Below are 25258 nucleotides of genomic sequence, written 5' to 3'. Positions count from 1 at the left end.
TGAAGGAATAAGTATGTTAAGCATTAAAGATTTGCAGGTCAGTGTTGAAGATAAAGCCATTCTGCGTGGCCTGAATCTCGAAATTAAACCCGGCGAAGTACATGCCATCATGGGCCCGAACGGCTCAGGTAAAAGTACCCTGTCAGCGACGCTGGCAGGCCGTGAAGATTATGAAGTGACCGGCGGTTCGGTCAGCTTCAAAGGTAAAGATCTGCTGGAACTGGCCCCTGAAGAGCGCGCCGGTGAAGGCATCTTTATGGCATTCCAGTATCCGGTAGAAATTCCGGGCGTCAGCAACCAGTTCTTTTTACAGACCTCGGTCAATGCGGTACGCAAATATCGTCAGCAGGAAGAGCTGGATCGCTTCGATTTCCAGGACTTCATTGAAGAGAAAATTGAGCTGCTGAAGATGCCGGCAGATCTGCTGACCCGCTCAGTCAACGTCGGCTTCTCCGGCGGTGAGAAAAAGCGTAACGACATTCTGCAGATGGCGGCGCTGGAGCCAGAGCTCTGTATCCTGGATGAGACCGACTCAGGCCTGGATATCGATGCGCTGAAAATTGTTGCGAATGGCGTAAACAGCCTGCGCGACGAGAAGCGTGCCTTTATCATCGTGACCCACTACCAGCGTATTCTGGATTACATCAAGCCAGACTTCGTTCATGTTCTGTATCAGGGCAAAATCGTGAAATCTGGCGACTTCTCGCTGGTGAAACAGCTGGAGGAGCAAGGTTATGGCTGGCTTACCGACGAAGAGTGATTCTGCGCTGCAACAGTGGCATCACCTGTTTGAGTCGCGTGGCGACGTGCGTTCTCTGCAGGCACAGCAGCACTGGCAGCAACTGATGCGCGTTGGCCTGCCAACCCGCAAGCACGAAAACTGGAAGTACACGCCGCTGGACACCTTACTGTCACAGCAGTTTGTACTGCCTGACGCGCCGCAGACCCTGAGCGCTGAACAGGTTGATGCACTGGCGCTGCCGCTGGATGCGATCCGTCTGGTCTATGTTGACGGTCAGTTCCAGCCAGCCTTCAGCAGTCGCGACTGCGAACTGTTTGAGGTTCAGCACAGCGTGGCCGCCGAGCGCCGTCCGCTGCCTGCTGCGGTTCAGCCTGAAGTCTTCCTGCATCTGACAGAAAGTCTGGCAGAAGAGGTGACGACCCTGCGTCTGGCACGCGGTAAATCCGCTGCGCGTCCGGTCTATCTGCTGCATATCACCAGCGGTCAGCAGACGGGTATGAACACGGTTCACTATCGTCATCACCTGCAGCTGGAAGAGAGTGCCGAAGCGGAAGTGATTGAGCACTACGTTTCACTGGATGAGCGCGCCCATTTCACCGGCACGCGCTTTACCTTTGCGGTAGGCGACAATGCAAAACTGACGCACACGAAGCTGGCCTTTGAAAGCAGCGCCAGCTATCACTTTGCGCATAACGATCTGGTCATTGGCAATGATGGCCAGGTCAGCAGCACCAGCTTCCTGCTGGGTGCCGGGCTGTCGCGTCACAACACCAGTACCCAGCTGAACGGCGAAAACACCACGCTGGCGATCAACAGCCTGGTGCTGCCGGTGAAACAGGAAGTGGCGGATACCCGTACTTACCTGGAGCACAACAAGGGCCACTGCGTCAGCCGCCAGATGCATAAAACCATCGTGCGTGACAAAGGCCGTGCGGTGTTTAACGGCCACATTAAAGTGGCACAGCATGCGCTGAAGACAGACGGGCAGATGACCAACAACAACCTGTTGCTGGGCAAGCTCTCAGAAGTCGATACCAAACCGCAGCTGGAAATTTATGCGGATGACGTCAAGTGCAGCCACGGTGCCACCATCGGTCGTATTGATGATGAGCAGATGTTCTACCTGCGTTCGCGCGGTATTGAGCAGGATGCTGCACAGACCATGATTATTCATGCGTTTGCCGCAGAACTGACCGAGACACTGGAAAATGAGGTGATGCGTCAGGCCGTGCTGCAGCGTATCGCGCAACGTTTTCCCGGAGGCGACATATGATGAACTTCGATCTCGAACGCATCAGGGCTGATTTTCCTATCCTGAAGCGTGAGGTCAACGGTCATCCGCTGGCCTATCTTGACAGTGCGGCCAGCGCACAGCGTCCACTCTCGGTGATTAACGCCGAGAGTCATTTCTATCAGCACGGCTATGCGGCCGTGCATCGTGGTATCCATACGCTGAGCCAGCAGGCGACCAGCGACATGGAGAACGTGCGCGATCAGGCTGCCCGTTTTATCAATGCGCAGTCACAGGAAGAGATTGTCTTCGTCAAAGGCACCACCGAAGGCATCAATCTGGTGGCGAACACCTGGGGCAGCAGTAACCTCCAGGCTGGCGATAACCTGATCATCACTGAGATGGAGCATCACGCCAATATCGTTCCATGGCAGATGCTGGCCCAGCGCACCGGCGCAGAAGTGCGTGTCCTGCCATTAAATGACAACGGTGAGCTGGCGCTGGAGCAACTGGCGGGGCTGATCGACAGCCGTACGCGGTTGCTGGCGGTGACGCATGTTTCAAACGTGCTCGGCACGGTTAATCCGGTTAAGGCGATCGTTGCTCAGGCAAAAGCCGCTGGCGTGGTAACGCTGGTGGATGGTGCCCAGGCGGTGATGCATGACAAGGTTGATGTGCAGGATATCGGCTGCGACTTCTACGCCTTCTCCAGCCATAAACTCTATGGACCGAACGGCGTGGGTATTCTCTACGGCCGCAAAGCGCTGCTGGATGAGATGCCACCATGGGAAGGGGGCGGTTCAATGATTGAGCGCGTCATGCTGCCTACCGGCACCACCTGGAACAGTGCGCCGTGGCGCTTTGAAGCGGGTACGCCGAATACCGGCGGTATTATCGGCTTTGGTGCGGCGATGGCCTATGTGCAGGCGCTGGGACTGGATACGATTCATCAGCGCGAGACGGCACTGATGAACTATGCGCTCGATAAACTGGGCACCGTTCCGGATATCCAGATCTACGGTCCGCAGTCACGAGCTGGCGTTATCGCCTTCAATCTCGGTAAACACCACGCCTACGATGTCGGCAGCTTCCTGGATCAATATGGCATTGCCATCCGCACCGGACATCACTGCGCGATGCCGCTGATGCAGCATTACAATGTACCGGCGATGTGCCGTGCCTCCTTCACGTTCTATAACAGTGAAGAGGAAGTGGATCGTCTGGCTGCCGGTTTGACGCGCATTCATCGTCTGCTGGGCGGCTGAACAGTTTTAACGGAGTCACTGATGGCGAATTTGCCTGAAAAAGAGAAACTGGTTCGCAACTTCAACCGTTGCGCTAACTGGGAAGAGAAGTACCTCTACATTATTGAGCTGGGTTCAAAGCTTCCGGAATCTTCTGAAACCTTGCACCAGCCGGAGAACGTGATTTCGGGTTGTCAGAGTCAGGTGTGGATCAGAATGACCCCGCAGGCGGATGGTTCCATTGCGTTTGAAGGCGACAGCGATGCCGCTATCGTTAAAGGTTTGATTGCTATCGTTTTTAGCCTCTATCAGAACCTGCCGCCCGCCGATATCCTGGCGCTGGATGTGCGCCACTGGTTTGGCGAACTGGCACTGATGCAGCACCTGACGCCCACCCGGTCGCAGGGGCTGGAGGCGATGATTCGGTCTATTCGCCATACCGCTCAGAACCTCAGCTAAGTTACACTCCACAGACGCCATCCGGCGTCTGTTTTTTTATCTGACGAGAAAATTGCATGAAACCTGCTTTACGTTTAGCCGGTGCATTGCTGCTGACCTGCTTTGGGCTCTCTGCACCCGCGTTCGCCACCGAATATCCGCTGCCACCACCTGACAGTCGCCTGATTGGCGAAAACGTCCTGACTCAGGTTCCTGACAATAAACAACCTCTGGAAGCGATTGCAGCGCGCTACCAGGTCGGCCTGCTGAGCATGCTGGAGGCGAATCCCGGTACCGATCCCTGGCTGCCCAAAGCGGGCACCCAGCTGACGGTTCCACTGCAGATGATCCTGCCCGATACGCCGCGCGAAGGGATTGTGGTGAATCTGGCCGAGCTGCGTCTCTACTACTATCCCAAAGGGGAGGATAAGGTCATTGTCTATCCCATCGGTATTGGCCAGCTGGGTGCAGCCACGCCAGTGATGGTGACGCAGATCAGCCAGAAGATCCCTAATCCCACCTGGACGCCCACGGCGAACATCCGCAAACGCTACGCCAAAGAGGGCATTACGCTGCCTGGCGTGGTCCCCGCCGGACCGGATAACCCGATGGGGCAGTTTGCCATGCGTCTGGCGCGCGGCACCGGCCAGTATCTGATCCATGGCACTAATGCGAAATTCGGCATCGGCATGCGCGTCAGTTCAGGCTGCATCCGTCTGCGTTCAGAAGATATCGAAGCGCTGTTTAACTCAGCCCCGAAAGGGACGCGGGTACAGATCATCAATCAGCCGGTGAAGTACGCTGTAGAGCCGGATGGGAAACGCTACGTGGAAGTGCATCAGCCGCTGTCACGCAACGATAAGGACGATCCACAGACCATGCCGATTGCACTCACTGCCGGAGTGAAGCAGTTTATGAAAAGTGAGAAGAGTGATAGTGCCCTGATTAAAGCCAGCTTAGCGCGACGCTCAGGCATGCCTGTGCTGGTCAGCAGTGGGGAGCCGGTGCAGAGTGATACCGTGCCGCCTGCGGGGCTGGAGAGCGCATCTGTGGGGGCTGATATCCCGGTGACACAGGCTGAGGGCAACGCGGTTCAGCCCTGAACGGATAAGTGCCTGTGAAGGGCACTGAATTCGGAGCAAAAAAAATGGCGCCATAAAGGCGCCATTTTTAAACCAGAACTCTTACTTACGGTAAGAGTGAGCCTGGTTGTCCAGACGCTGGTTAGCGCGTGCTGCGTCATCTTTAGCAGCCTGAACGTCTGAACGCACTGCGTTCACGTCGTTGCTCAGCTGGTCAACTTTAGCGTTCAGAGTCTGAACGTCTGAAGACAGCTGGTCGATTTTAGCGTTGCTTGAGCAACCAGCCAGCATAGTTGAAGCCAGAACTACCGCGCCCAGTACCAGTTTAGTACGATTCATTATTTATACCCTCTAGATTGAGTTAATCTCCATGTAGCGTTACAAGTATTACACAAAGCTTTTTAAGTTGAGAATAAATTTTTGATGAGAAGATGCTTAAATTTGATCGTTCGCTCAAAGAAGCAGCGAATCACAGAATATGATAAAAAAATTTAGCGAAAACAGAGAGATTTAATCGGATTAACCTTAATATTAAGAGTATTTGAATAGTTATTTTCGATTGGAATTTTCTGACATTTGGTTTAAGTAGAAATAAAAAAAAGCGCCCGATAAAGGCGCTTCAAAATAATGGTCAGAGAGCGTTTTACAGAACGTGTACAGAAGCAGTGTTGGTAGTTCCGCTTGGTACTAATGCACCTGACACCAGCACCACGACATCGCCTTTCTGGCCGTAGCCACTTTCCAGCGCCGCTTCTTTACCCAGACGATAGAAATCGTCGGTTGAAGCGATCTCAGTCACCAGACGTGTCTCAATCCCTTTGCTCAGGATCAGCTGACGGGCAGTCATCGGATTGGTGGTCAGCGCCAGGATGGTCGCGTTCGGGAAGTATTTACGTACGGCTTTAGCAGATTTACCCCCTTCGGTAGCAACCACAATCAGTGGCGCTTCCAGCTTCTCAGCGGTCTCTACAGCACCACGGCAGACAGCTTCTGTGATACGCATTTTGCGGTTATCACTCTGGCTGTCGATGCGGGACTTCATCACGCGATCGGTACGCTCACAGATGGTCGCCATGATGGTGACCGACTCAAGCGGATAACGGCCTTTGGCGCTCTCACCTGACAGCATGACAGCATCGGTACCGTCGAGAATGGCGTTCGCCACGTCACCGGCTTCTGCGCGGGTAGGGCGCGGGTTCTTGATCATGGAATCGAGCATCTGGGTAGCCGTGATGACCACTTTGCGTGCTTTATTACATTTTTTGATCATCATCTTCTGTGCGAAGATCACTTCTTCAACCGGGATCTCAACGCCCAGGTCGCCACGCGCAACCATGATGCCGTCTGAGGCTTCGAGGATTTCGTCGAAGTTGTTCAGGCCTTCCTGGTTTTCGATTTTGGAGATGATCTGGATATGCTCGCCGCCGTTCTGTTTCAGGTGCTCGCGAATTTCCAGCACGTCTGAACGTTTACGGATGAAAGAGGCGGCGACGAAGTCTACGCCCTGCTCACAACCAAAAATCAGGTCGCGCTTATCTTTTTCGGCAAGTGCTGGCAGCTGGATAGAGACGCCTGGCAGGTTAACGCCTTTGTTTTCGCCCAGATCGCCATTGTTCAGGACTTTACACACCACGGTATTTTCAGTGACTTCGGTCACTTCCATACCAATCAGGCCATCATCGACCAGCACCGTGTTGCCGATTTTCAGGTCAGCAGTGAAACCCGGGTAGGTCACCGCAACGCGCTCGCTGTTGCCAATCACGCTCTGGTCTGTAGTAAAGGTAAAGGTCTGACCCGCTTTCAGAGCCGCATCGTTGCCGCCTTCCAGTTTCATGGTGCGGATTTCAGGGCCTTTGGTATCCAGCAGAATAGCGGCCTGACGGCCGGTTTTTTGCATAACGGCACGCATGTTGGTGATGCGTTGGCCATGCTCAGCGTAGTCGCCGTGAGAGAAGTTAAGACGCATAACATTCATGCCAGCTTCAAGCAGCTGAGTCAGCATCTCTTCGGATTCGGTTTTCGGGCCGATTGTACAAACGATTTTAGTCTTTTTCATGACGGATTTTCTGTAAGTTGTGATGGATGAATAAGGGCGGAATCCGATGGCAGCGCATCGAAGTGAAATTTCTGATTGAGACTGAAAAGGGCAGTACTGAGTAAGAATAGGTGACGAAGGCCAGGCGTGCAGGGAAGTTGTGCGGTTACGGTTGGTAACCACCACGCTGTTGTTGCGCAAATCATTTGAGTTATCGCAGTAAGCACGTGATCGCTGAAACCTTTCAAGTAAGCAACGCGGGACAGTATAGACGCTAAGTATGCGAAAACCAATCAAAAAGCAGAAGGGGGAAGCGATGCAGATCAATAAAAGTGGAGTTGCGCAAGCTGAAGGAATTCTGAAAGTGGTGCGCTCTAATGGACTCGAACCATCGACCCCCACCATGTCAAGGTGGTGCTCTAACCAACTGAGCTAAGAGCGCATACTGAATATTGGTGCGTCCGAGTGGACTCGAACCACCGACCCCCACCATGTCAAGGTGGTGCTCTAACCAACTGAGCTACGGACGCACTTGGTGCGCTCTAATGGACTCGAACCATCGACCCCCACCATGTCAAGGTGGTGCTCTAACCAACTGAGCTAAGAGCGCAACATGCTGTCAGGGCGACAGCGGGGACGAATATTAACGGCAGCGTGTGAGGCTGGCAAGGGGAAAATAGTTTTTTCGCCATGACTGCACAGCAACTGTGCTAACCGTCGTTTTTTTCGTCATTGCGGGCCATGAATGACCCGCCTCGAACGTTATCGCGCTGCACGCGTCAGGATAATCTCCGCCGGAGATTGCTGTAACCGTCTGATGCGCCAGATCATCATCACCGCAGCCGAGGTCAGGCCGATAATAAAGCCGCACCAGAAGCCCGCAGGTCCCATGCGCGGCACCACCCAGTCGGTCAGCGCCAGCAGATAACCGGCGGGCAGCCCCAGCAGCCAGTAAGCGATAAAGGTAATAAAGAAAATCGACCGCGTATCTTTATAACCGCGCAGGATCCCGCTGCCAATCACCTGTATCGAGTCTGAGAACTGATAAATTGCCGCCAGCAGCATCAGCTGTGCCGCCAGCGTCACCACTTCAGGGTTGTCGTTATAGAGCAGGGCAATCTGATGACGAAACGTCACGGTAAAAATGGCGGTCAGCGCCGCCATGCTGATGCCAACACCCTGGGCGGTCCAGGCCGCGACCCGGGCCTGCTCGGTGGAGCCCTGACCCAGACGATAACCGACGCGGATGGTGGTCGCGACACCCAGCGACAGCGGCAATACGAACATCAGTGAACTGAAATTGAGCGCAATCTGGTGACCGGCCACGTTAACGATGCCCAGTGGCGAAACCAGCAGGGCGACAACGGCAAACAGCGTGACCTCAAAGAAGAGTGCCAGCGCCACCGGCAATCCCAGTGTCATCAGGCGGCTCAGAATCGGACGGGAAGGGGGTGACCAGCGGCTCTCCATACGGATATCGCGCATGCTACCCATCCGGCGCACCCAGAAGCGCATGCAGATAAACATCACCCAGTAGACCGAGGCGGTCGCCACGCCGCAGCCGACACCGCCCAGGGCTGGCATGCCGAAGTGGCCATAGATAAAGACATAGTTAAGCGGGATGTTGAACATCAGGCCTAAAAAGCCCAGCACCATGCCGGGTTTGGTTTTCGACAGCCCCTCGCATTGATTGCGGAGCACCTGGAAGAAGAGGTAGCCAGGCGCGCCGAACAGCAGGGCATGCAGATAGCCTTCTGCCTTCAGCGCCAGCACTGGATCAATGTCATGCATCGCCCGGATAAGATAACCGGCATGCCACAACAGCACCATAATCAGCAGGGAGACGAAAAAGGCGAGCCAGTATCCCTGGCGGATCTGTTCACCGATGCGTTCGCGGCGGCCAGAACCATTGAGTTGCGCAACGGTGGGCGTCAATGCAAGCAGAAGACCATGACCAAACAGGATGGCCGGTAGCCAGACAGAGGTGCCGACAGCAACGGCGGCCATATCCGTGGCGCTGACTGCGCCGGCCATAATGGTATCCACAAATCCCATTGCGGTTTGAGCCACCTGAGCAAGGATGACCGGAATCGCAAGGGCCAGCAATTGACGCGCTTCTGTTAAATACTTCTGCACGTTAACACCTGACTTATTGAATGAATTAAAAGGGGCAGGAAGCCCGGGAAATTTCGCGAGCTAGTGTAACTGGCGTAACAGAATTCGCCAATCTTTGTCACACAATGCGGTTTGCTCCGCTATAAAGCGGTGGTGCGGGCTGAAATCTAACAGCCGACCTGAGCTGTGATAAACTAGCGTAAACTTCGCAGAGGCAAAGACTATGTTTACCGGTATTGTGCAGGGCACCGCAGAAATCGTGTCCATTGAAGAGAAAGAACTGTTTCGTACCCACACTGTCCGCCTGCCGGAAGAGCTCTTACCGGGTCTGGCGCTGGGCGCATCCGTAGCCCATAACGGTTGCTGTTTAACCGTAACGGCTATTGAAGGCGACCGCGTCAGTTTTGATTTAATTAAAGAGACATTGCGGGTGACTAACCTTGGCGATTTACGTCAGGGCGATGTGGTCAATATTGAGCGTGCAGCGAAATTCAGCGATGAAATAGGCGGACATCTGATGTCTGGTCATATTATGACCACCGCTGAAATCTGCAAGATTATCCAGTCAGAACATAACCGCGAAGTCTGGTTTAAAATCCAGGATGCGGCGCAGATGAAATATATTCTGCATAAAGGGTTTGTCGGCATCGACGGTATCAGCCTGACGGTAGGCGATGTGACTAAGACTAAGTTCTGCGTCTATCTGATCCCGGAAACGCTGGAGCGTACCACGCTGGGGGCGAAGACCTTTGGCGATCGGGTGAATATTGAAATCGATCCGCACACGCAGGCAATCGTGGAGACCGTTGAGCGGGTGTTAGCACAGCGCGATGCCGCGGCGGCGATGAGCATGCTGACCGGCCAGTCAACGACAGAGAGTTGATAAAAGGCGCGTAAGCACCGCAGACAGCCCAATCGGTTTTACTCTGTCAGCATTATAAAAGCGCAGGGCGCCGGGTCAGAAGAGGAAAGCGTCCCGCCGCCCGGATAAAAACGCCGGGAGCGTTTTTGAACAACGCAAAGCGTTGGCCCGGATATGGGCGCACCTCAGGGATGAGGTGCGTAATCGCGTGGGCCGGGCGTGTCAGGGATGACAGGTTTTGCGACTTTCCGATCTGACCCCGTTCCTTGCGCAACGCTCCCTGTTAAAGCAAAACAGACCCTTCTTTTCAAGTGTTCAGCCGGGGCAGCGCCTTCTTAATTGCCCGCTTTTTAACCCCTACCGCGCCACCCGTAATCCCCCCTCAACACCGCGACTGAACACGATCTGCCACAGCTGAATATCACGCGCCCGGAAGGCACCGGCACAGGCATTCAGATAATAGGAGAACATCCGTTTAAAGCGTTCGCCATATTTATCGGCCAGCTCTGGCCAGGCCTGCAAAAAGCGTTCATGCCAGGCCATCAATGTTTTGTCGTAGTCTGCGCCGAAGTTGTGCCAGTCTTCCAGAATAAAATGGGGTTCGCTGGCATCGGCCACATGGCGCACCGAAGGCAGGCAGCCGTTGGGGAAGATATATTTATCGATCCAGGGATCGACACTCATATCGGTTTTAATCGCGCCGATGGTGTGAAGCAGGAAAATACCGTCAGGCTTTAAATTACGATCGACCACGTCAAAATAGGTCGCGTAATTTTTCGGTCCGACATGTTCAAACATACCCACCGACACAATACGATCAAACTGCTCATTCAGATCGCGATAATCCTGCAACAGAATCGTGACGTCTAATCCGCTGCAGCGCTGCTGCGCCAGTTTCTGTTGTTCGGCGGAAATCGTCACGCCATGCACTTTAACGCCATAATAACGTGCGGCAAATTCCGCGAGTCCGCCCCAGCCACAGCCGATATCCAGCAGTGACATTCCGGGTTCCAGCGCTAATTTACGGCAGATCATATCCAGCTTGGCTTCCTGCGCCGTCGCCAGTGTCGTCGCCTCTTTCCAGTAGCCACAGGAGTATTGCATATAGGGATCGAGCATCAGTGAAAAGAGGTCGTTGCCCAGGTCGTAATGCTCTTTACCGACAATCCACGCCCGTTTTTTTGACTGCAGATTGGTTAAGCGTGCGGCGGCAATGCGCAGCGTATCTTTGAAGTGATGAGGCAGCTGCTGATCGAGTTTATGTTTAAGTACCTGGTGGAAGAAAATATCCAGCCGGTCACACTCCCACCATCCATCCATATAGCTCTCACCGAGCCCAAGAGAGCCCTCCTGCAGAACACGTTTAAAAAAACCAGGATGATTAATATGAATATCCCAGGGACGTGAACCATTAATTTCGATATCCGCTTTTTCCAGCAGTTCATGAACGATGCGATACCAATGGTTTTCTTCGAGGCTCACTTCTTCTGCATAAGATGAACTCATAGATTTTCCACCACCTGTCCAATCTGAACCTGAACAAAGAGTAGCCAATTTATTCAGGCAATGAGAAACGATGCGGATGGCTCCGCAAACCGGTTATCTGTGTGATACAGAGGACTGGAACAGCCTGCAGCAGGTCGGGTAAGGTGAGAATAACGCGCGCGAATACCGTCCCGGCAGCAGGGTGCCAATCAGATTATTACGTTATTATATTGTTGATTTATTACAGATTTGTTGACCCGGATGAGTATATGCTCACGCGGGTCAATATTCAATAACTTATTGTTAGGGCGCTAACTAAAAAGTCAGTGTGTCACTGATTATCCTGGCAGGCAGTTTGCGCAGAGGCAACAACAGTTTGTGCGCTTGCGGCACGCTGCATGGCGTAACCCAACAGCGCCAGCACAATTGTCACCGTCATCATCAGTGTGGTGGTAAATAGCGGCTGAGTTAAGCCGGCCGACACTGCCAGGCTGGCAGCGAAACAGAGTCCTAACTGCAGTGTATTCTGCAACGCGGCGGCTTTACCGGTAGCGGTTGGGAAGGGCATCAGCGCACTGGACACCACAATCGGATAGATCGCGCCGTTAGCCAGCGCCATACCGCAGAACGGTACCATCAGACTTACCAGCGTGCTGCTGCCAGCAAGCGCAACAGCAAACAGCGCCAGAATGCTCAGGCTGTAGACGGCCAGCAGCCAGGGCAGCAACTGTGCGCCGTTAAAGCGGTTGAGCAGGGTGCGACAGCCGAAGCCGCCAATTAAAAAGGCGAGCGTCTGGGGCACATAACTCAGACCGATATCGGCGGGCGACAGACCCAGATCCGCCAGAATAAAGGGCGATCCGGTCAGCCAGGCAAAGAAGCTGGCTGAGCAGGCGGAGTAGATCAGCACGTTGCCGCTGTAGACCCGGGATTTAAGCAACGTGAAAAAGCCGGGCTGCGCACCTTTTTCTCCCGCTGCCTTGCGCACGGTGGGCAGACGCAGCGTGGTCAGAATCAACGCCACCGCAATCAGGGTCAGCACCAGGAAAATCGAACGCCAGTGGAAGTGGCCGATCAGCCAGGCACCCAGCAGCGGAGCCAGCGCCGGAGAGAGCGCAACCAGCGGCATAATGGTGGCAAAGACTTTGTTAGCGCGCGCTGCAGGGTAGCGATCCACCACCAGCGCCTGCCAGCTTACGGCAGCGGCACAGACGCCAATCGCCTGGACAAAACGCAGCGCCAGCATCAGATAGATATCATTCACCCACAGCATGCCTGCGCAGCCAGCGCCAAACATGGCCAGTCCGGACAGCAGCACCGGTTTACGACCGATGCGATCGGAAAGCGGTCCCCAGAAGAGCTGACCCACGGCGAAGCCGCCCAGGAAGAGACTCATACTGGCGCTGATCAGACCGGGTGAAGTGTTAAAGGTTTGCTGCATCGCACCAAAGGCGGGCAGGTACATATCAGTGGCTAAAAAGCCCAGCATGCTCAGCAGGGCAAGGTAGGGCATAAACCCTTTATTCGACAGCATCTGATTCTCATTTTTGCAGGATAAACGCGGCAGAGTGTAAAAGGTGCGTTTGCTGCTGTGAAACGGTAATATTTGCCGATTGCTGTTAAAATTTTTGAAGGCAGATTATGTGGTCAGAATATGCATTAGAGGTGGTTGACGCTGTCGCCCGTGGGGGGAGCTTCAGCGCCGCCGCGCAGGAGTTACATCGGGTGCCCTCTGCCATCAGCTATACGGTGCGTCAGCTGGAGAACTGGCTGGCGGTACCGCTGTTTGAACGGCAGCATCGCGAAGTGGTTCTGACCCCGGCGGGTGAGCATTTTGTCCGGGAAGGACGCAGCGTCATCAAAAAAATGCTTGCCACCCGGCGACAGTGTCAGCAGCTGGCTAACGGCTGGCGCGGCCAGCTAAGCATTGCCGTTGACCGTATCGCTAAACCTCAGCGCACCCGACAACTGGTCAAAGATTTCTATCGCCACTTTCCCGATATGGAGCTGATCATCAGCTATGAAGTCTTTAACGGCGTCTGGGATGCGCTGGCCGATGGCCGGGTGGAAGTGGCGATTGGTGCCACGCAGGCGATACCGGTGGGCGGACGTTTTGCTTTTCGGGATATGGGCACACTTAACTGGCGCTGCGTGGTTGCGCCCGACCATCCTCTGACGCAGGCGAGCCAGATAGATGATGACACGCTGCGGAGCTGGCCATCCCTGGTGCTGGAAGATACTTCACGGGCACTGCCGCGTCGTATGACATGGACGCTGGATAACCAGCGCCGGCTGGTGGTGCCGGAGTGGCAAACCGGGCTGGATTGCGTGCAGGCGGGATTGTGTGTGGCGATGGTGCCGGGTCATCTGGCCAGGCCACTGCTCGACAGCGGCGAGCTGGTTGAACTGACGCTGCCGGTGGCGTTTCCGGACAGCCCATGCTGCGTCAGCTGGGCAGAGGATCGCGCATCACCGGCGACAGGCTGGTTGCTCAGCTATCTGGGTGATGCGCAAACGCTTAATCAGGAGTGGTTAAGCGAGCATTAACGGCGATAGTCGCGGAACGGGCCATCGGCCACGGAACGGCGCTCAATCAGCGTGGGATGGACCTCAATCGTTTGTGACACTTCGCGCTTACTGGTAATGCGGTCCAGCAGCATTTCCAGCGCTTTCTCACCCAGCTGGGCTTTAGGCTGATGCACTGTGGTCAGGGCCGGTGCGAAATAGCGGGCGTTGCGCACATTATCATAGCCGATCACCGAAATATCCTGGGGGACGCGCAAACCCATCTCGTCGGCGGCGCAAATCGCGCCCATCGCCATGATGTCACCGCCACAGAACACCGCCGTCGGACGCTGCTTCTGCGACAGGATCTGCTGCATCGCCTGATAGCCCGACTCCGGCTCAAAGTCACCCTGCACAATCCACTCGGCGCGTGGCTGAATACCCGCTTCTTCCATCGCCTTCAGGAAACCGGCATGACGTCCGCCACCGGTGTTACGCTCCATCTGGCCGGGGATTGCACCAATATCCCGGTGTCCGCGTTCAATCAGATAGCGTCCCGCCAGATAGCCGCCCTGAAAAGCATTATCCAGTACCGTGTCGGTGAAGTCGGCGCGCGACTCGCCCCAGTCCATCACCACCATCGGGATATTGCGGTTCTCTTCCAGCATCTGCAGCAGATCGTCCGGATATTCAGAGCACATCACCAGCAGCCCATCGACGCGTTTCTGCGCCATCATGCTGAGATAGGCGCGCTGTTTTTGCAGATCGTTATGCGCATTACCCAGAATCAGCGTATAGCCTTTGTCAAAGCAGTGATTTTCAACCGCTTCGATAATTTCAGCGAAATAGGGCGCTTCGCTGGAGGTGGCAAGCAGGCCCAGCGTTTTGGTGTGGTTCACTTTCAGGCTGCGCGCCACGGCGCTCGGCGAGTAGTGCAGCTCTTTAATCGCCTGCCAGACCGCGTTGCGCGTCTCTTCAGCCACAAAGCGGGTTTTATTGATGACGTGCGAAACGGTGGTCGTTGAGACGCCAGCGCGTTTCGCCACATCTTTAATTGTTGCCATGAAAATCGGACTCCAGTGCTTATCTAACTCTATGATAAGCGTAGTGTTAAACGTTTGCGTCTGCTCAGGGTTTTTTCCGCAAAAATGCAGCTTTCAAGGCCAGTAAACAGGCCGCTGGCGGCGTAAAAGCGCCTGAAAACGTGCGCAAACGGAATCAGGGTTGCGCGCGTTGCGCAACAAAGGCGGGATTCTAACAAGGCTGAACGGATAAAACGAGATTTTTACCGGGCCCTGTGGGAAAATGCGATACCCCTACTGATTGTGTGACTAAGGAGCAAGCAATGAGTACCGATCTTAAACTGGCTTTAATGACCACCGCGGGCTGTCTGCTGATGATTGTGGCCTTTAGTTTTACCGCTATTCTGCACTAATAAAAAAGCCGGGATTATCCCGGCTCTCTTCTGGTTGTTCTGCTGCTCAGCGTATGGTTTTCGGCGTCATCACCCGACGGGCACCAATATAGTGGCGCTGCCAGTAATCTTCTCCTAACGCGCTGATCTGAATATCTTTGCCGGTGCGTGGCGACTGGATAAACTTGCCATCACCCAGGTAAACGCCGACATGGTCCGCAGTACCGCGTCCATTGATACGGAAGAAGACCAGATCGCCTTTCTCCAGCGACTCACGCTTGATCGGGGCGGCGTCACGCAGGTGGTACATCTCGTTAGCGGTACGTGGGATCTTAAACTTCACCAGATCTTTATAGGCGTACCAGACCAGGCCGCTGCAATCGAAACCGGTATGGGGAGAGGTGCCGCCCCACTGATAGGGTTTACCCAACTGACCCATCAGCTTGGTCATCGCGGTTTCGCGGGCCTTCTGATAGCGCTGACGGTGAGATTTGCTCATCTTAATCGTGCCGGTCTCGCTGGTGGTGACCTCAGCGGTTTTCAGCAGGCGCTGATGACCATAGCGTTTCTTCTCTTTGTTCTTACTGAGACGGGCGGTTTTTAGCGAGGTCTTCTTAGCAGGCGTCTGTTTTGCGGTGAGTTCGACTTTTTTCAGTTTTTTTGTTTTTAGTTTTTGAACCGGGCTGAGGCGAGTCTTTTTCGTCACCGTTTTGACCGGGCGACGCTTGCGACGCTCATCGTCGCGCGCACTCTTTTTCTCTGCTTTATGCGTACTGACGTTCACCGGTGCGTGAGGCGACGCAGCGGCGATGTTGAAAAACAGTTGCGCAAAGGCCAGCATGAAAAACGTAATGATTAAACGCATAGTCCGTTGATTAGTTAAGTTGTCAGGGCCACTACGCACCGCGACAAAGTTGAGATTAATCTGATCCAGGATCAGCGCCCAGGCCATTCTAGTCCAGTTCTTTTAAAAACTGTAATGCCTTTTAATATTAATCTTTGCAACCCACGCAATTGTGCTGAAAATGAACATTTTCAGCGTCTTATATCAACGAAATTATTACGAATTATTAATCTGTTACCTGCTGTTAATAATCAGGAATTCAGGTGTCCCGGAGCAGGACTTAACAATGATGGCGATTTAATCGGGCAGCGATCAAAATCTCGTTTTCAGTCACGCTGCGAAGTCGCTACAATAAACAAACACGATGTGACGAATTAAGGAAGGCAATTATGAGTACTGTAGAAAAAATTCAGCGCCAGATCGCAGAAAACCCGATCCTGCTGTACATGAAAGGTTCCCCGAAACTGCCAAGCTGCGGTTTCTCTGCACAGGCGGTGCAGGCGCTGTCAGCCTGCGGTGAGCGTTTTGCTTACGTGGATATTCTGCAGAACCCGGACATTCGTGCCGAGATGCCGAAATTCGCTAACTGGCCAACTTTCCCGCAGCTGTGGGTTGATGGCGAGCTGGTCGGTGGATGCGACATCATCGTTGAGATGTTACAACGTGGTGAACTGCAGACGCTGATCAAAGAGACTGCAGAAAAATTTAAAGAAGCAGAATAAAAAAAGGCCGACATCACGTCGGCCTTTTTCATTGCGGCATCCCTTATGCGGATGTCGTGGCTTCTGCATCGCCTTCCGCGAAGGGCAGTGGCCAGCCGCCTAACCGTTTCCAGCGGTTCACCAGCTCGCAGAACAGCGTTGCCGTCTGCTGAGTGTCATAGAGCGCAGAATGCGCCTGCGTACTGTCAAACTCCATGCCCGCCGCAATACAGGCCTTCGCCAGCACCGTCTGACCCAAAACCAGCCCGCTCAGGGCCGCGGTGTCAAAGGTGGCAAACGGGTGAAACGGATTGCGCTTCAGGCTGGCTCGTTCCGCCGCCGCTGACATAAAGTTCAGGTCGAAAGTGGCATTGTGCGCCACCATAATGGCGCGATTGCAGCCGCTGTCTTTAATGCCCTTGCGCACCATTTTGAAAATGGCGTGCAGCGCCTCATATTCACTGACCGCGCCGCGCAGCGGATTGCTGGGATCGATGCCGGTAAAGGCCAGGGCTTCGGGATGCAGCAGCGATCCGACAAAAGGTTCGACGTTGAAATGCAGCGTCTGGTCAATCTGAATCCATCCCTCTTCATCCATCTTCAGCGTGATAGCGGCAATCTCCAGTAACGCATCGGTTTGCGCATTGAAACCCGCGGTTTCAACGTCGATCACCACCGGATAGAAGCCACGGAAACGTTGATTGAGTGCATTAGGGGAATTCGATTCAGACATCAGGATCTCGTTGCAGAAAAAGGGCAGCGCGTATTATGGCAAAAAACGGGGCCGGGTGCAGCAGATGAAGCGCAGAGAAGGGGATTCAGCCCACCCGACCGGGCGGGCTGACAGGCAGGTTTAGTTGCCGAGGCCGTTACCGGCATCTTTGTTTTCGATCAGCTCGATTTTGTATCCATCGGGATCTTCAACAAAGGCAATAATGGTGGAGCCGCCTTTAACCGGGCCAGCTTCACGCGTCACGTTGCCGCCATCTTTGCGGATACGTTCGCAGGCCGCTGCTGCGTCATCAACGCCCAGCGCAATATGACCATAGGCATCACCGAGGTCATACTTATCGACGCCCCAGTTGTAGGTCAGTTCGATCACCGCACCTTCGCTCTCGTCGGTGTAGCCCACAAATGCCAGGGTATATTTGTATTCGGTGTTTTCGCTCTGACGCAACACGCGCATGCCCAGCACACGGGTGTAGAAATCGATTGAACGTTGCAGATCGCCAACGCGCAGCATGGTATGAAGTAAACGCATAACATCCTCTTTTAAATAAAACGCCATCGCCCGATGACTCAGGCGCTAAGTATAGCGATGAAAATCGCTATTGAATAATGGCTGCCGTCATCATCCCGGACGGCAGCCCGAACCGGTTACAGCGTCGGGTAGTCGATATAACCTTCCGCGCCGCCGCCGTAGAAGCTTTCCGGACGCTGTGGATTGAGTGGGGCGTCCTGCTGCAGACGCTCAACCAGATCCGGGTTAGCAATGTAATCGCGACCAAACGCAACCGCATCGATCAGACCGCGACCAATCAGGTCATCCGCTTTCTCAACGGTATAGGCACCGGCACCAATGATGGCACCCGGGAAGAGATCACGCACTTTCTGACGGAAAGCGTCGGTATAAGGCTGACCACCGGCCCAGTCTGGCTCAGAGAGGTGCAGATAGGCGATGTTGCGTTTTGCCAGCTCGCCGATATACCACAGCGCCGCTTCCTCTTCATCCGGGCCGTTGTCCAGATTCTGGAAGCTGCCGATAGGTGAGACGCGAATACCAATGCGATCGGCTGACCAGTTAGCGATCACCGCATCAACCACTTCCAGCGCAAAGCGACCGCGTTTTTCGATGCTGCCGCCATATTCATCAGTACGCTGGTTTGAGCCAGGAGCCAGGAACTGGTGCATCAGGTAACCGTGCGCCGAGTGCAGCTCAAGCAGGTCAAAGTCCGCTTCACGCGCGTTGGCCGCAGCCTGGCCAAAATCTGCCACAATCTGCTTAATCTCTGGCACTGTCAGCTCACGCGGCGTTGAGGTATCTTCGCGATAGACGCTGCCATCTTCAGCACGCAGTGAGGTACGGGTGCCAGCGGCAATCGCCGATGGCGCAACCGGTGCTTTGCCTTCCGGCTGCACGCTGTTATGTGAGATACGACCGGTGTGCCATAACTGTACTGCGGTGTGACCGCCAGCCTGATGCACGCCTTCGTTAATCGCTTTCCACGCTGCAATCTGTGGCTGAGTATGTAAGCCTGGCGCACCGGCATAGCCTTTCGCCTGGAAAGAGATCTGGGTCGCTTCGGTGATGATCAAACCGGCGCTGGCGCGCTGGCGATAATACTCCGCCATCATTGGGGTAGGAATGTCGCCTGGCTCAATGCTGCGCAGACGGGTCAGCGGTGCCATAAATACGCGGTTTGGGACGGTAATTGCACCGACTTTTAGCGGACGAAACAGCTGGGTACTCGCCATAATAGCTCCTGATTAGTAGACCAGTCGTCTACAAACATGTTTTTTAAAAATCAGCGGCGTTCAAGCCACTGTTCGATGGTACTCAATGCCAGACGCAGTGGCTGCGCCTCGCGGGAAATTTTGCTCTGCAGACTGGCACCCAGCCACAGCAGCGACAGCAATTCCGCCATCTGCGCGGGGGGCTGCGGCAGGCTCAGCGACTCCTGCTGCTCTGCGGCAATCAGGGTCCGGGCGTAGAGTGCCGTGATCTTTCCGGCACCCTGCTGCAGTGCATCACGCATCGGTTCTGAGAGATCGCACACCTCAGCGGAGACTTTGACGCCCAGACAGCCTACGATGTGGCCCTGCTGAACAAACAGATCAACGGCAGCACGAAAGTGGTTAAGCAGACGCTCCCGCGGCGTGCCTTCGGTCTGGTTAAGCTGCAACGCCACATCCTGCAGGAAACGCGCAAAATAGCGCTCCAGTAACGCCACGCCAAACGCCTCTTTAGAACGGAAGTAGTAGTAGAAGGAGCCTTTCGGCACCGCCGCCTGCGTCAGCAGTTCGCTGAGGCCCATTCCGGTAAAGCCGCGTTGCAGACAGAGTTGCTCACCTGTCTGGAGCAGGTGTTCGCGGGTTTCGTTGCGTTGTAGCGTCTTATTCATGGCAGTGAGATTAGTAGACCAGTCGGTCTAATGCAACGCAACCCTCTCTATTTGGCACAGAGTGTTCACTCCTGAGTCAAAGAACAGGATAATTCTGACCGGGTGGGGCTTACTTCCTGCGCAACCAGGCTACGCTTTTTACTGGACTGTTTATTCTGTGAATCCGGAGGCGCGGTGGCCGAGCAGCTTGAGTTTTTCCCGGTTCCCAGCCCCTGTCGCGGCATCTGCCAGACGGATGCGCGCGGCTACTGCCTGGGATGTTTACGCAGCCGCGATGAGCGGTTCAACTGGCTGCGCTTCAGCGATGCGCAAAAGCGTGAGGTCATTCGTCTTTGTCAGCAGCGGCGTCAGCGTCTGCAACGGCAACAGAAAGGTGAGGAGCCACACGCGCCCCAACAGCCGGAGTTATTCTGACGACTTTGCGCTTTCCGTTATACTCTCTGACACGCTAATTTCAGCCAACGCGCAACAGGGAGATCGTCATGTTAGAACCGCAAGCCATCGCTTCACAGGGGCCCGATTTTTCACCGCTGGTCATGGGGTACTGGCGTCTGATGGAGTGGGGGATGTCGCCACAGGAACGGGTCGCCTTTATTGAGCACCATGTGAGGCTCGGCATCACTACCGTTGACCATGCGGACATCTACGGTGACTACCAGTGTGAGGCGGCGTTTGGCGAGGCACTGAAACTGGCACCCGGCTTGCGCGACCAGCTACAGATTGTCACCAAGTGCGGCATCGCCACCCGCGCCCAGCCTGAGCATCAGATAGGCCACTACATTACTGACAAACGTCATATCCTGCAGAGTGCTGAAAACTCACTGCGCCATATCCACACCGATCGTCTCGACCTGCTGCTGATCCATCGTCCCGATCCACTGATGGAGGCTGACGAGGTGGCCGAAGCCTTTATGGCGCTGCATCACAGCGGCAAGGTTCTGCATTTTGGCGTCTCTAACTTCACACCATCACAGTTTTCCCTGCTGCAATCCCGTCTGCCGTTCTCGCTGGTGACAAATCAGCTGGAGATCTCACCCGTGCAGCAAAGTGTGCTGCTGGATGGCTCGCTGGATCAGTGTCAGCAGCTGCGTATTCGTCCGATGGCCTGGTCCTGTCTGGGTGGCGGTCGCCTGTTTAACGATCCCCATTTCCAGCCGCTGCGTGACGAACTGGAAGCCGTGCGGCAGGAAACCGGTGCCACCAGCCTTGAGCAGGTGGTCTATGCCTGGATACTGATGCTGCCATCGCGCCCGCTGCCAATCATCGGCTCAGGTAAAACGGCGCGGGTCAGCGAAGCCGCCGGAGCACTGAACTTATCCCTGTCGCGTCAGCAGTGGTTCCGTATTCGCAAGGCGGCGCTGGGATTTGATGTGCCCTGAAGCGTAAAACTGCGTCAATCTCCGGCAAAATAGTGCAACAGCGACCAGACTTATCTCAAACCCTGGTATGCAAATGGAGTCACCATGAAAATGAAAGCAGTTGCCTTATTCGCACTGATCGCCTGCGGCTCAGCACTGGCTGCCAGCGAGCAGGTTACGATCCATCAGGTTACCGCTGAAGGGATTGGGAAATCGCTGGGCACCGTTAAGATTGACGAGACACAGTATGGTCTGCAGTTCACGCCGGATCTGCAGGGCCTTCAGCCGGGCATTCATGGTTTCCATGTTCATGCTAAAGGCAGCTGTGAACCGGGCGAGTCTGAAGGCAAAGTGGTCGCCGCCGGTGCGGCGGGTGGTCACCTTGATCCAGCCAACAGCGGCAAACATCTGGGGCCTTATGCAGAGGGGCACCTGGGCGACCTGCCCGCGGTCTATGTCGATGACAAAGGCAGCGCCACTTATCCGGTGCTGGCGCCGCGTCTGAAATCGTTAAAAGAGATCAAAGGCAAAGCGCTGATGGTGCACGTCGGCGGTGACAATCATGCCGACCATCCTAAACCGCTGGGCGGTGGCGGGGCACGCTACGCCTGCGGTGTCATCTGAGTTTCCGGGCGGCAGGCGATGGCCGCCCGCTTTTCTCCTGCCTGTTTATGAATTGTTGTACCATCCCTGACATTTCCCCCCTATGATATTGATTCAGGTAAGAAAGCGTGATCGGGAAAGGAGCAGGAAAATGAAATTCAAGGGCGCATTACTGCTGTGTCTGCTGCTGGTGGGATGCGATAAACCCAATGATACGCAACTGGTCACCGAAACCGGACGCGAACTGCAGCGCACCATCGATACCAACCCAATGCGTATCACCTGTGAAAAGATCGCGAAGGGTCGTGAATGGCTGAGCCGCAACATGGTGCGTAAGCTGGAAGCGCAGGGTTGCGATCAGGTCTTTCGCAGCGCCACCGAAACCAATTTCACGGATAGCACTATCTATCGCCGCACCATGACGATGGTGTGCGGTGGCATTCATGGTCAGAGTTTTACCGGTACCGAACTGACACGCCGGTTTATCTTCTCACCCGATGAGAAAGTGCTGGTGATTGAACCGATGACCGAAATGGATAAAACCCGCTTCGAAGGCCATAAAACGCTGCAACAGCTGCAGGATGATTTTAACCGGCAACAGCAGCAATATTGCCAGTGATCACTCCGGCACCGCCTGCTTCAGCTGTGCCAGTGAACAGCGTAACCGCCAGATAATCCCCGCCAGCTCGCTGGCCTCGTTGCTTTCCCGCGCCAGTAACGCGGTGATGGTCTCCTCCAGTTGCGTCAGCATCCGATCCAGCGAGCTGTGGCGCACGCCGCGGCTGCTGATAATCTGCTGTAAGTCTTGCAGGCAGTGATCGCGAAACCCCATCAGTGCGGCTGAACCGGCGCGCCATTCACGCAGCTGCCAGACGATATGCGAGCAGTTGAGCAGCACCACGCCCCAGCGCAGTAGCCAGACGCGAGCCTGCTCGTCCCGGCTGTGACTGAGCTGGCTGATGCGGTGGTAAATCTGCGATTCGAAGCGGCTTTCGCTGAGCCGGGGCCGCTGCCGCAGCTGATCGAGAAACGCCAGCCGCAGCGCCCGGATATGCCGTCGGCTGCGCCGCGCATCAGAGCTGGGTCGCAGAATCTGGAACGCCAGCCAGGCGAGCAGCACCCCGCAGACTTTGGCGATGTTATCGTTAAAGAAGTCCTGATAATCAAATGTGGGCGGATTAGTCACCGCGATAAACGAACCCATAAAGACGATGAACTGTCCCCACATCCCGGCGCGCTGTTTCTGTTGCAGCTTAAAGAGTTGCAGCGTCACCAGCAGCGGGAACAGAAACAGCAAAAACTGCCACAGCTGACTGATCTGCACCATCAGCCCAAACTTCATCACAAAACTAAACGCAAACAGCCACAGCAGGGTCTTCAGCAGCAGCGTGACGCTGCCGCCAGGTGAGGGTGATGAAGCGTAGAGCACACAGGCAATGGCGGTTAAGGTGAGCGCGGCGGCACCGGAAGACCATTGCGTATTGATCCAGAAGGCGCAGCCCAGCACGATAACGCAGAAGGTACGCAGGGCGCTCCAGCCCGCCTCGGCGCTGTCACTGTCGCGCGCCAGCGCCGGAACCGGCGGTGGCTGAAAGCGGGTGTCGGCATCGGCGCGATCCAGCAGGCGGATCCAGCGCAGCACGTTGAGGTACATCCAGCAGAAGTAGCGCAGCCGCTGACAAAAAGCGCGCTGCCGGTAGTCGCCATCCGCTGCCGGGGTCACGCTGCGCAGGATTTGCGCCAGACGATATTTATCACACGCCGGTTTCGCCAGCTCCGCCAGCAGTTGTTGCAGCGCGTCAAACAGCGCCTCTGGCGCGTCGGGCCAGTTCAGCAGCATGCGTCGCAGGCTGGAGAGCACGCTGGTGAGTCGCAGCTGCTGGTGCAGCACATAGTTCAGCACGTTGTTCTGTCGGCGAAAGCGGTAGTGGCTCCAGAACGCCTGAATCCGCAGCAGATTCATGGTCAGGATCTGGCTGATGACATTTTCATGCGCGGTCCGGATGGTCTCGCTGGCTGAGGGCTGCAGCAGTAATACCGCATGTTCCAGCAGCCTGGCATGCATCTGTTTCAGTGAGGTAATCAGCGTCTCACCATCGGAGGTACTCGGCAGTACCATCATCATTAATCCGGCGCAGAGAATGCCGGAGATCACCTCGCAAACCCGTGCCTGAGCGATGGTCCATAGCGAGGTGATATCGGTGATGTTAACGCTGCTAAAGGCGATGATGGCGGCGGTGTAGCCCGCCAGCGAAAAGGCGTAGGCAACATTATTCTGGTAGTGGTTCGCTATGCCGGTACAGAGCGCCAGCCAGCCGGCAATGGCAAAGGTAAACAGCCACGGCTCATTAAGCGTATGTCCGGCGATCAGCAGCGCAGCGCTGGCCCCCATCAGACTGCCAACGATGCGCCCCAGACTTTTACTGATCGCGCCGCCGACGGTGGGAAAGCTAATCACGGCAGCAGAGGTCATTGCCCAGTACGGCTCATCCAGATCCAGTGCGTAGGCGATGCTCAGCGCCAGGCACATCGCAATAGCGTTGCGCAACGCATAGCGCCACTGGCCGGCGTTCGCCTTAATCCAGGGCAGTTGATCCCAGGCCAGCCACTGAAAATTCATGGCTGGATGGTGATGGTGCAGCTGGTTCCCGCCACCAGGTCTGCATCGGCAGGAAGCGGGTCGAGACGAATACGCACCGGCACCCGCTGCGCCAGCCGCACCCAGGGCACGTTGGGTTTGATATCGGGCACCAGGCCGCTGTCGGTCTCAATGCTCTGGTCATAGATGGCGCGGCCAATGCTATCCACCTGACCCTGCAGCCGCATACCATTGCTGTAGAGCACCACCTGGGCCGCTGCGCCTGGGTGAATATGGCGCAGTTTGGTCTCTTCGAAGTAGCCCATTACGTAGTAAGAGTGGCTGTCGACCAGAGCAAACAGAGGCGAACCCGCGGTGGCATAGTTGCCGGGACGCAGCGTCAGATTGGTGATCCAGCCATCCGCCGGTGCGGTCAGCGTCGTCTGCTGCAGATTCCAGCGCGCTCGTTCCCACTCCGCCTGTGCCGCTTTGGTGCTGGCGGCCGCCGCGCCGGCGCTTAATCGCGCGGCATCAAGGTCCTCTGCAGAGATGATGTTGCGCGGCAGGCTGCTGCGACGATTAAATTCATGCTGCGCTTTCGCGAGATCCGCCTGCGCTTTGCTGAGCTGGGCGGCGGCATTGTCGAGCGCGATCTGCCACGGCACCGGGTCCAGCGTTAACAGCTGCTGGCCCTGATGCACAAACTGATTGTCTTTGACCTTCAGTTGCGTAATTCGTCCCGACACCTGAGGCGTGATATCCACCAGCTCTGCCCGTACTTTCCCGTCACGGGTCCAGGGCGACTGCATGTAGTAGTTCCAGAGCCAGCCACCGGCCAGTAGCGCCAGGGCAAACACAATCAGCGTGGAGAAGTATTTTACCGCGTTAAATTTCATATC

At 55.4% G+C, this 25258-nt stretch carries 26 protein-coding genes and 3 tRNA genes; 13 read left to right on the top strand and 16 right to left on the bottom strand.

Annotated elements, in window-relative coordinates; genetic code table 11:
- The first annotated feature begins 13 nt into the window (after window positions 1-13).
- Genes sufC through OK409_RS06025 form a run of 5 tightly spaced genes read left to right on the top strand, consistent with a single transcriptional unit; the run spans window position 14 to window position 4758 of the window.
- Complete coding sequence (gene sufC / locus OK409_RS06045) at window positions 14-760, top strand: Fe-S cluster assembly ATPase SufC (RefSeq protein WP_010245631.1); 747 nt, start codon at window positions 14-16, stop codon at window positions 758-760.
- Window positions 735-2015 carry a Fe-S cluster assembly protein SufD gene (gene sufD / locus OK409_RS06040; protein ID WP_052271702.1) on the top strand — a complete coding sequence of 427 codons (1281 nt, stop codon included), beginning with the start codon at window positions 735-737 and terminating at the stop codon, window positions 2013-2015. Before sufC ends, sufD begins: the two co-directional genes overlap by 26 nt.
- Window positions 2015-3238, top strand: a complete 1224-nt coding sequence (sufS, locus tag OK409_RS06035) for a cysteine desulfurase SufS (protein WP_223565722.1) — start codon at window positions 2015-2017, stop codon at window positions 3236-3238. Before sufD ends, sufS begins: the two co-directional genes overlap by 1 nt.
- 21 nt (window positions 3239-3259) lie before the next feature.
- Window positions 3260-3676, top strand: coding sequence for a cysteine desulfuration protein SufE (gene sufE / locus OK409_RS06030; protein ID WP_010245623.1), 417 nt, complete (start codon window positions 3260-3262; stop codon window positions 3674-3676).
- Window positions 3677-3732: 56 nt separating this feature from the next.
- Entirely contained in the window at window positions 3733-4758 is a 1026-nt protein-coding gene (locus OK409_RS06025; protein ID WP_010245620.1) for a L,D-transpeptidase family protein, read from the top strand.
- An 81-nt stretch (window positions 4759-4839) separates the two neighbouring features.
- Here the strand turns inward: OK409_RS06025 and OK409_RS06020 are convergent, their stop codons facing one another.
- From OK409_RS06020 to OK409_RS05995, 6 genes are all read right to left on the bottom strand, one after another.
- Window positions 4840-5076: a major outer membrane lipoprotein gene (locus OK409_RS06020; RefSeq protein WP_003853216.1), complete on the bottom strand. Its 237-nt coding sequence runs from the start codon at window positions 5074-5076 to the stop codon at window positions 4840-4842.
- 304 nt (window positions 5077-5380) lie between these two features.
- Window positions 5381-6793 (bottom strand): pyruvate kinase PykF, encoded by a 1413-nt coding sequence (gene pykF / locus OK409_RS06015; protein WP_010245613.1) that lies wholly within the window; start codon window positions 6791-6793, stop codon window positions 5381-5383.
- Window positions 6794-7137: 344 nt separating this feature from the next.
- Window positions 7138-7214 (bottom strand) — tRNA-Val (locus OK409_RS06010).
- A gap of 11 nt (window positions 7215-7225) precedes the next feature.
- A tRNA-Val gene (locus OK409_RS06005) sits at window positions 7226-7302 on the bottom strand.
- Window positions 7303-7305: 3 nt separating this feature from the next.
- Window positions 7306-7382, bottom strand: a tRNA-Val gene (locus OK409_RS06000).
- A 152-nt stretch (window positions 7383-7534) separates the two neighbouring features.
- The gene (locus OK409_RS05995) at window positions 7535-8908 is read right to left on the bottom strand and encodes an MATE family efflux transporter (protein ID WP_022625743.1); all 1374 of its coding nucleotides are present in this window, start codon (window positions 8906-8908) and stop codon (window positions 7535-7537) included.
- Between the two features lie 202 nt (window positions 8909-9110).
- On the opposite strand from OK409_RS05995, the gene OK409_RS05990 reads away from it, so the two are divergent.
- Complete coding sequence (locus tag OK409_RS05990) at window positions 9111-9770, top strand: riboflavin synthase (protein ID WP_010670039.1); 660 nt, start codon at window positions 9111-9113, stop codon at window positions 9768-9770.
- A 336-nt stretch (window positions 9771-10106) separates the two neighbouring features.
- On the opposite strand, the gene cfa is transcribed toward OK409_RS05990, so the two are convergent.
- Window positions 10107-11255 carry a cyclopropane fatty acyl phospholipid synthase gene (gene cfa / locus OK409_RS05985; RefSeq protein ID WP_033786194.1) on the bottom strand — a complete coding sequence of 383 codons (1149 nt, stop codon included), beginning with the start codon at window positions 11253-11255 and terminating at the stop codon, window positions 10107-10109.
- Window positions 11256-11565: 310 nt separating this feature from the next.
- Window positions 11566-12768, bottom strand: a complete 1203-nt coding sequence (gene punC, locus OK409_RS05980; protein WP_033771637.1) for a purine nucleoside transporter PunC — start codon at window positions 12766-12768, stop codon at window positions 11566-11568.
- A 107-nt stretch (window positions 12769-12875) separates the two neighbouring features.
- Between punC and punR the strand changes: the two genes are divergently transcribed.
- On the top strand, window positions 12876-13781 hold the full coding sequence (gene punR / locus OK409_RS05975) for a DNA-binding transcriptional activator PunR (protein ID WP_033771638.1): 906 nt from the start codon (window positions 12876-12878) through the stop codon (window positions 13779-13781).
- On the opposite strand, the gene purR is transcribed toward punR, so the two are convergent.
- The gene (purR, locus tag OK409_RS05970) at window positions 13778-14803 is read right to left on the bottom strand and encodes an HTH-type transcriptional repressor PurR (protein ID WP_010245595.1); all 1026 of its coding nucleotides are present in this window, start codon (window positions 14801-14803) and stop codon (window positions 13778-13780) included. The genes punR and purR overlap by 4 nt on opposite strands.
- Window positions 14804-15084: 281 nt before the next feature.
- On the opposite strand from purR, the gene OK409_RS05965 reads away from it, so the two are divergent.
- Window positions 15085-15174, top strand: a complete 90-nt coding sequence (locus OK409_RS05965) for a YnhF family membrane protein (protein WP_010245592.1) — start codon at window positions 15085-15087, stop codon at window positions 15172-15174.
- A 46-nt stretch (window positions 15175-15220) separates the two neighbouring features.
- Here the strand turns inward: OK409_RS05965 and OK409_RS05960 are convergent, their stop codons facing one another.
- The gene (locus OK409_RS05960) at window positions 15221-16018 is read right to left on the bottom strand and encodes a C40 family peptidase (RefSeq protein ID WP_010245589.1); all 798 of its coding nucleotides are present in this window, start codon (window positions 16016-16018) and stop codon (window positions 15221-15223) included.
- Window positions 16019-16383: 365 nt separating this feature from the next.
- Here OK409_RS05960 and OK409_RS05955 point away from each other — a divergent pair, with 365 nt between their 5' ends.
- Complete coding sequence (locus tag OK409_RS05955) at window positions 16384-16719, top strand: Grx4 family monothiol glutaredoxin (protein WP_170933470.1); 336 nt, start codon at window positions 16384-16386, stop codon at window positions 16717-16719.
- A gap of 43 nt (window positions 16720-16762) precedes the next feature.
- Here OK409_RS05955 and rnt read toward each other — a convergent pair whose 3' ends face one another.
- The 4 genes from rnt to OK409_RS05935 form a co-directional block, all read right to left on the bottom strand.
- Entirely contained in the window at window positions 16763-17431 is a 669-nt protein-coding gene (rnt, locus tag OK409_RS05950; RefSeq protein WP_010245582.1) for a ribonuclease T, read from the bottom strand.
- Window positions 17432-17551: 120 nt separating this feature from the next.
- The gene (gene gloA / locus OK409_RS05945) at window positions 17552-17959 is read right to left on the bottom strand and encodes a lactoylglutathione lyase (protein ID WP_010245580.1); all 408 of its coding nucleotides are present in this window, start codon (window positions 17957-17959) and stop codon (window positions 17552-17554) included.
- Window positions 17960-18075: 116 nt separating this feature from the next.
- A complete protein-coding gene (locus OK409_RS05940; protein ID WP_010245578.1) occupies window positions 18076-19173 on the bottom strand; it encodes an alkene reductase in 1098 nt (365 codons plus the stop codon).
- Window positions 19174-19223: 50 nt separating this feature from the next.
- The gene (locus OK409_RS05935) at window positions 19224-19820 is read right to left on the bottom strand and encodes a TetR/AcrR family transcriptional regulator (protein WP_010245576.1); all 597 of its coding nucleotides are present in this window, start codon (window positions 19818-19820) and stop codon (window positions 19224-19226) included.
- A gap of 174 nt (window positions 19821-19994) precedes the next feature.
- On the opposite strand from OK409_RS05935, the gene OK409_RS05930 reads away from it, so the two are divergent.
- The 4 genes from OK409_RS05930 to OK409_RS05915 all read left to right on the top strand — a co-directional run bounded on the left by OK409_RS05930 (window position 19995) and on the right by OK409_RS05915 (window position 22400).
- Window positions 19995-20234: a DUF1289 domain-containing protein gene (locus OK409_RS05930; RefSeq protein WP_010245573.1), complete on the top strand. Its 240-nt coding sequence runs from the start codon at window positions 19995-19997 to the stop codon at window positions 20232-20234.
- 68 nt (window positions 20235-20302) lie between these two features.
- On the top strand, window positions 20303-21199 hold the full coding sequence (locus tag OK409_RS05925) for an aldo/keto reductase (protein WP_033757493.1): 897 nt from the start codon (window positions 20303-20305) through the stop codon (window positions 21197-21199).
- 84 nt (window positions 21200-21283) lie between these two features.
- Window positions 21284-21802, top strand: a complete 519-nt coding sequence (gene sodC / locus OK409_RS05920) for a superoxide dismutase family protein (RefSeq protein ID WP_033757495.1) — start codon at window positions 21284-21286, stop codon at window positions 21800-21802.
- 130 nt (window positions 21803-21932) lie between these two features.
- On the top strand, window positions 21933-22400 hold the full coding sequence (locus tag OK409_RS05915; protein ID WP_010245563.1) for a hypothetical protein: 468 nt from the start codon (window positions 21933-21935) through the stop codon (window positions 22398-22400).
- Here OK409_RS05915 and OK409_RS05910 read toward each other — a convergent pair whose 3' ends face one another.
- Entirely contained in the window at window positions 22401-24401 is a 2001-nt protein-coding gene (locus OK409_RS05910) for an FUSC family protein (RefSeq protein ID WP_264366861.1), read from the bottom strand.
- Window positions 24398-25255, bottom strand: a complete 858-nt coding sequence (locus tag OK409_RS05905; RefSeq protein ID WP_033779281.1) for an HlyD family secretion protein — start codon at window positions 25253-25255, stop codon at window positions 24398-24400. The genes OK409_RS05910 and OK409_RS05905 overlap by 4 nt, the downstream gene beginning before the upstream one ends.
- Between the last annotated feature and the right edge of the window lie 3 nt (window positions 25256-25258).

It is taken from the genome of Pantoea sp. RG18 (genome assembly GCF_025910075.1).
Classification (GTDB): domain Bacteria; phylum Pseudomonadota; class Gammaproteobacteria; order Enterobacterales; family Enterobacteriaceae; genus Pantoea; species Pantoea agglomerans.
This window is presented reverse-complemented; position numbering and strand designations above follow the sequence as displayed.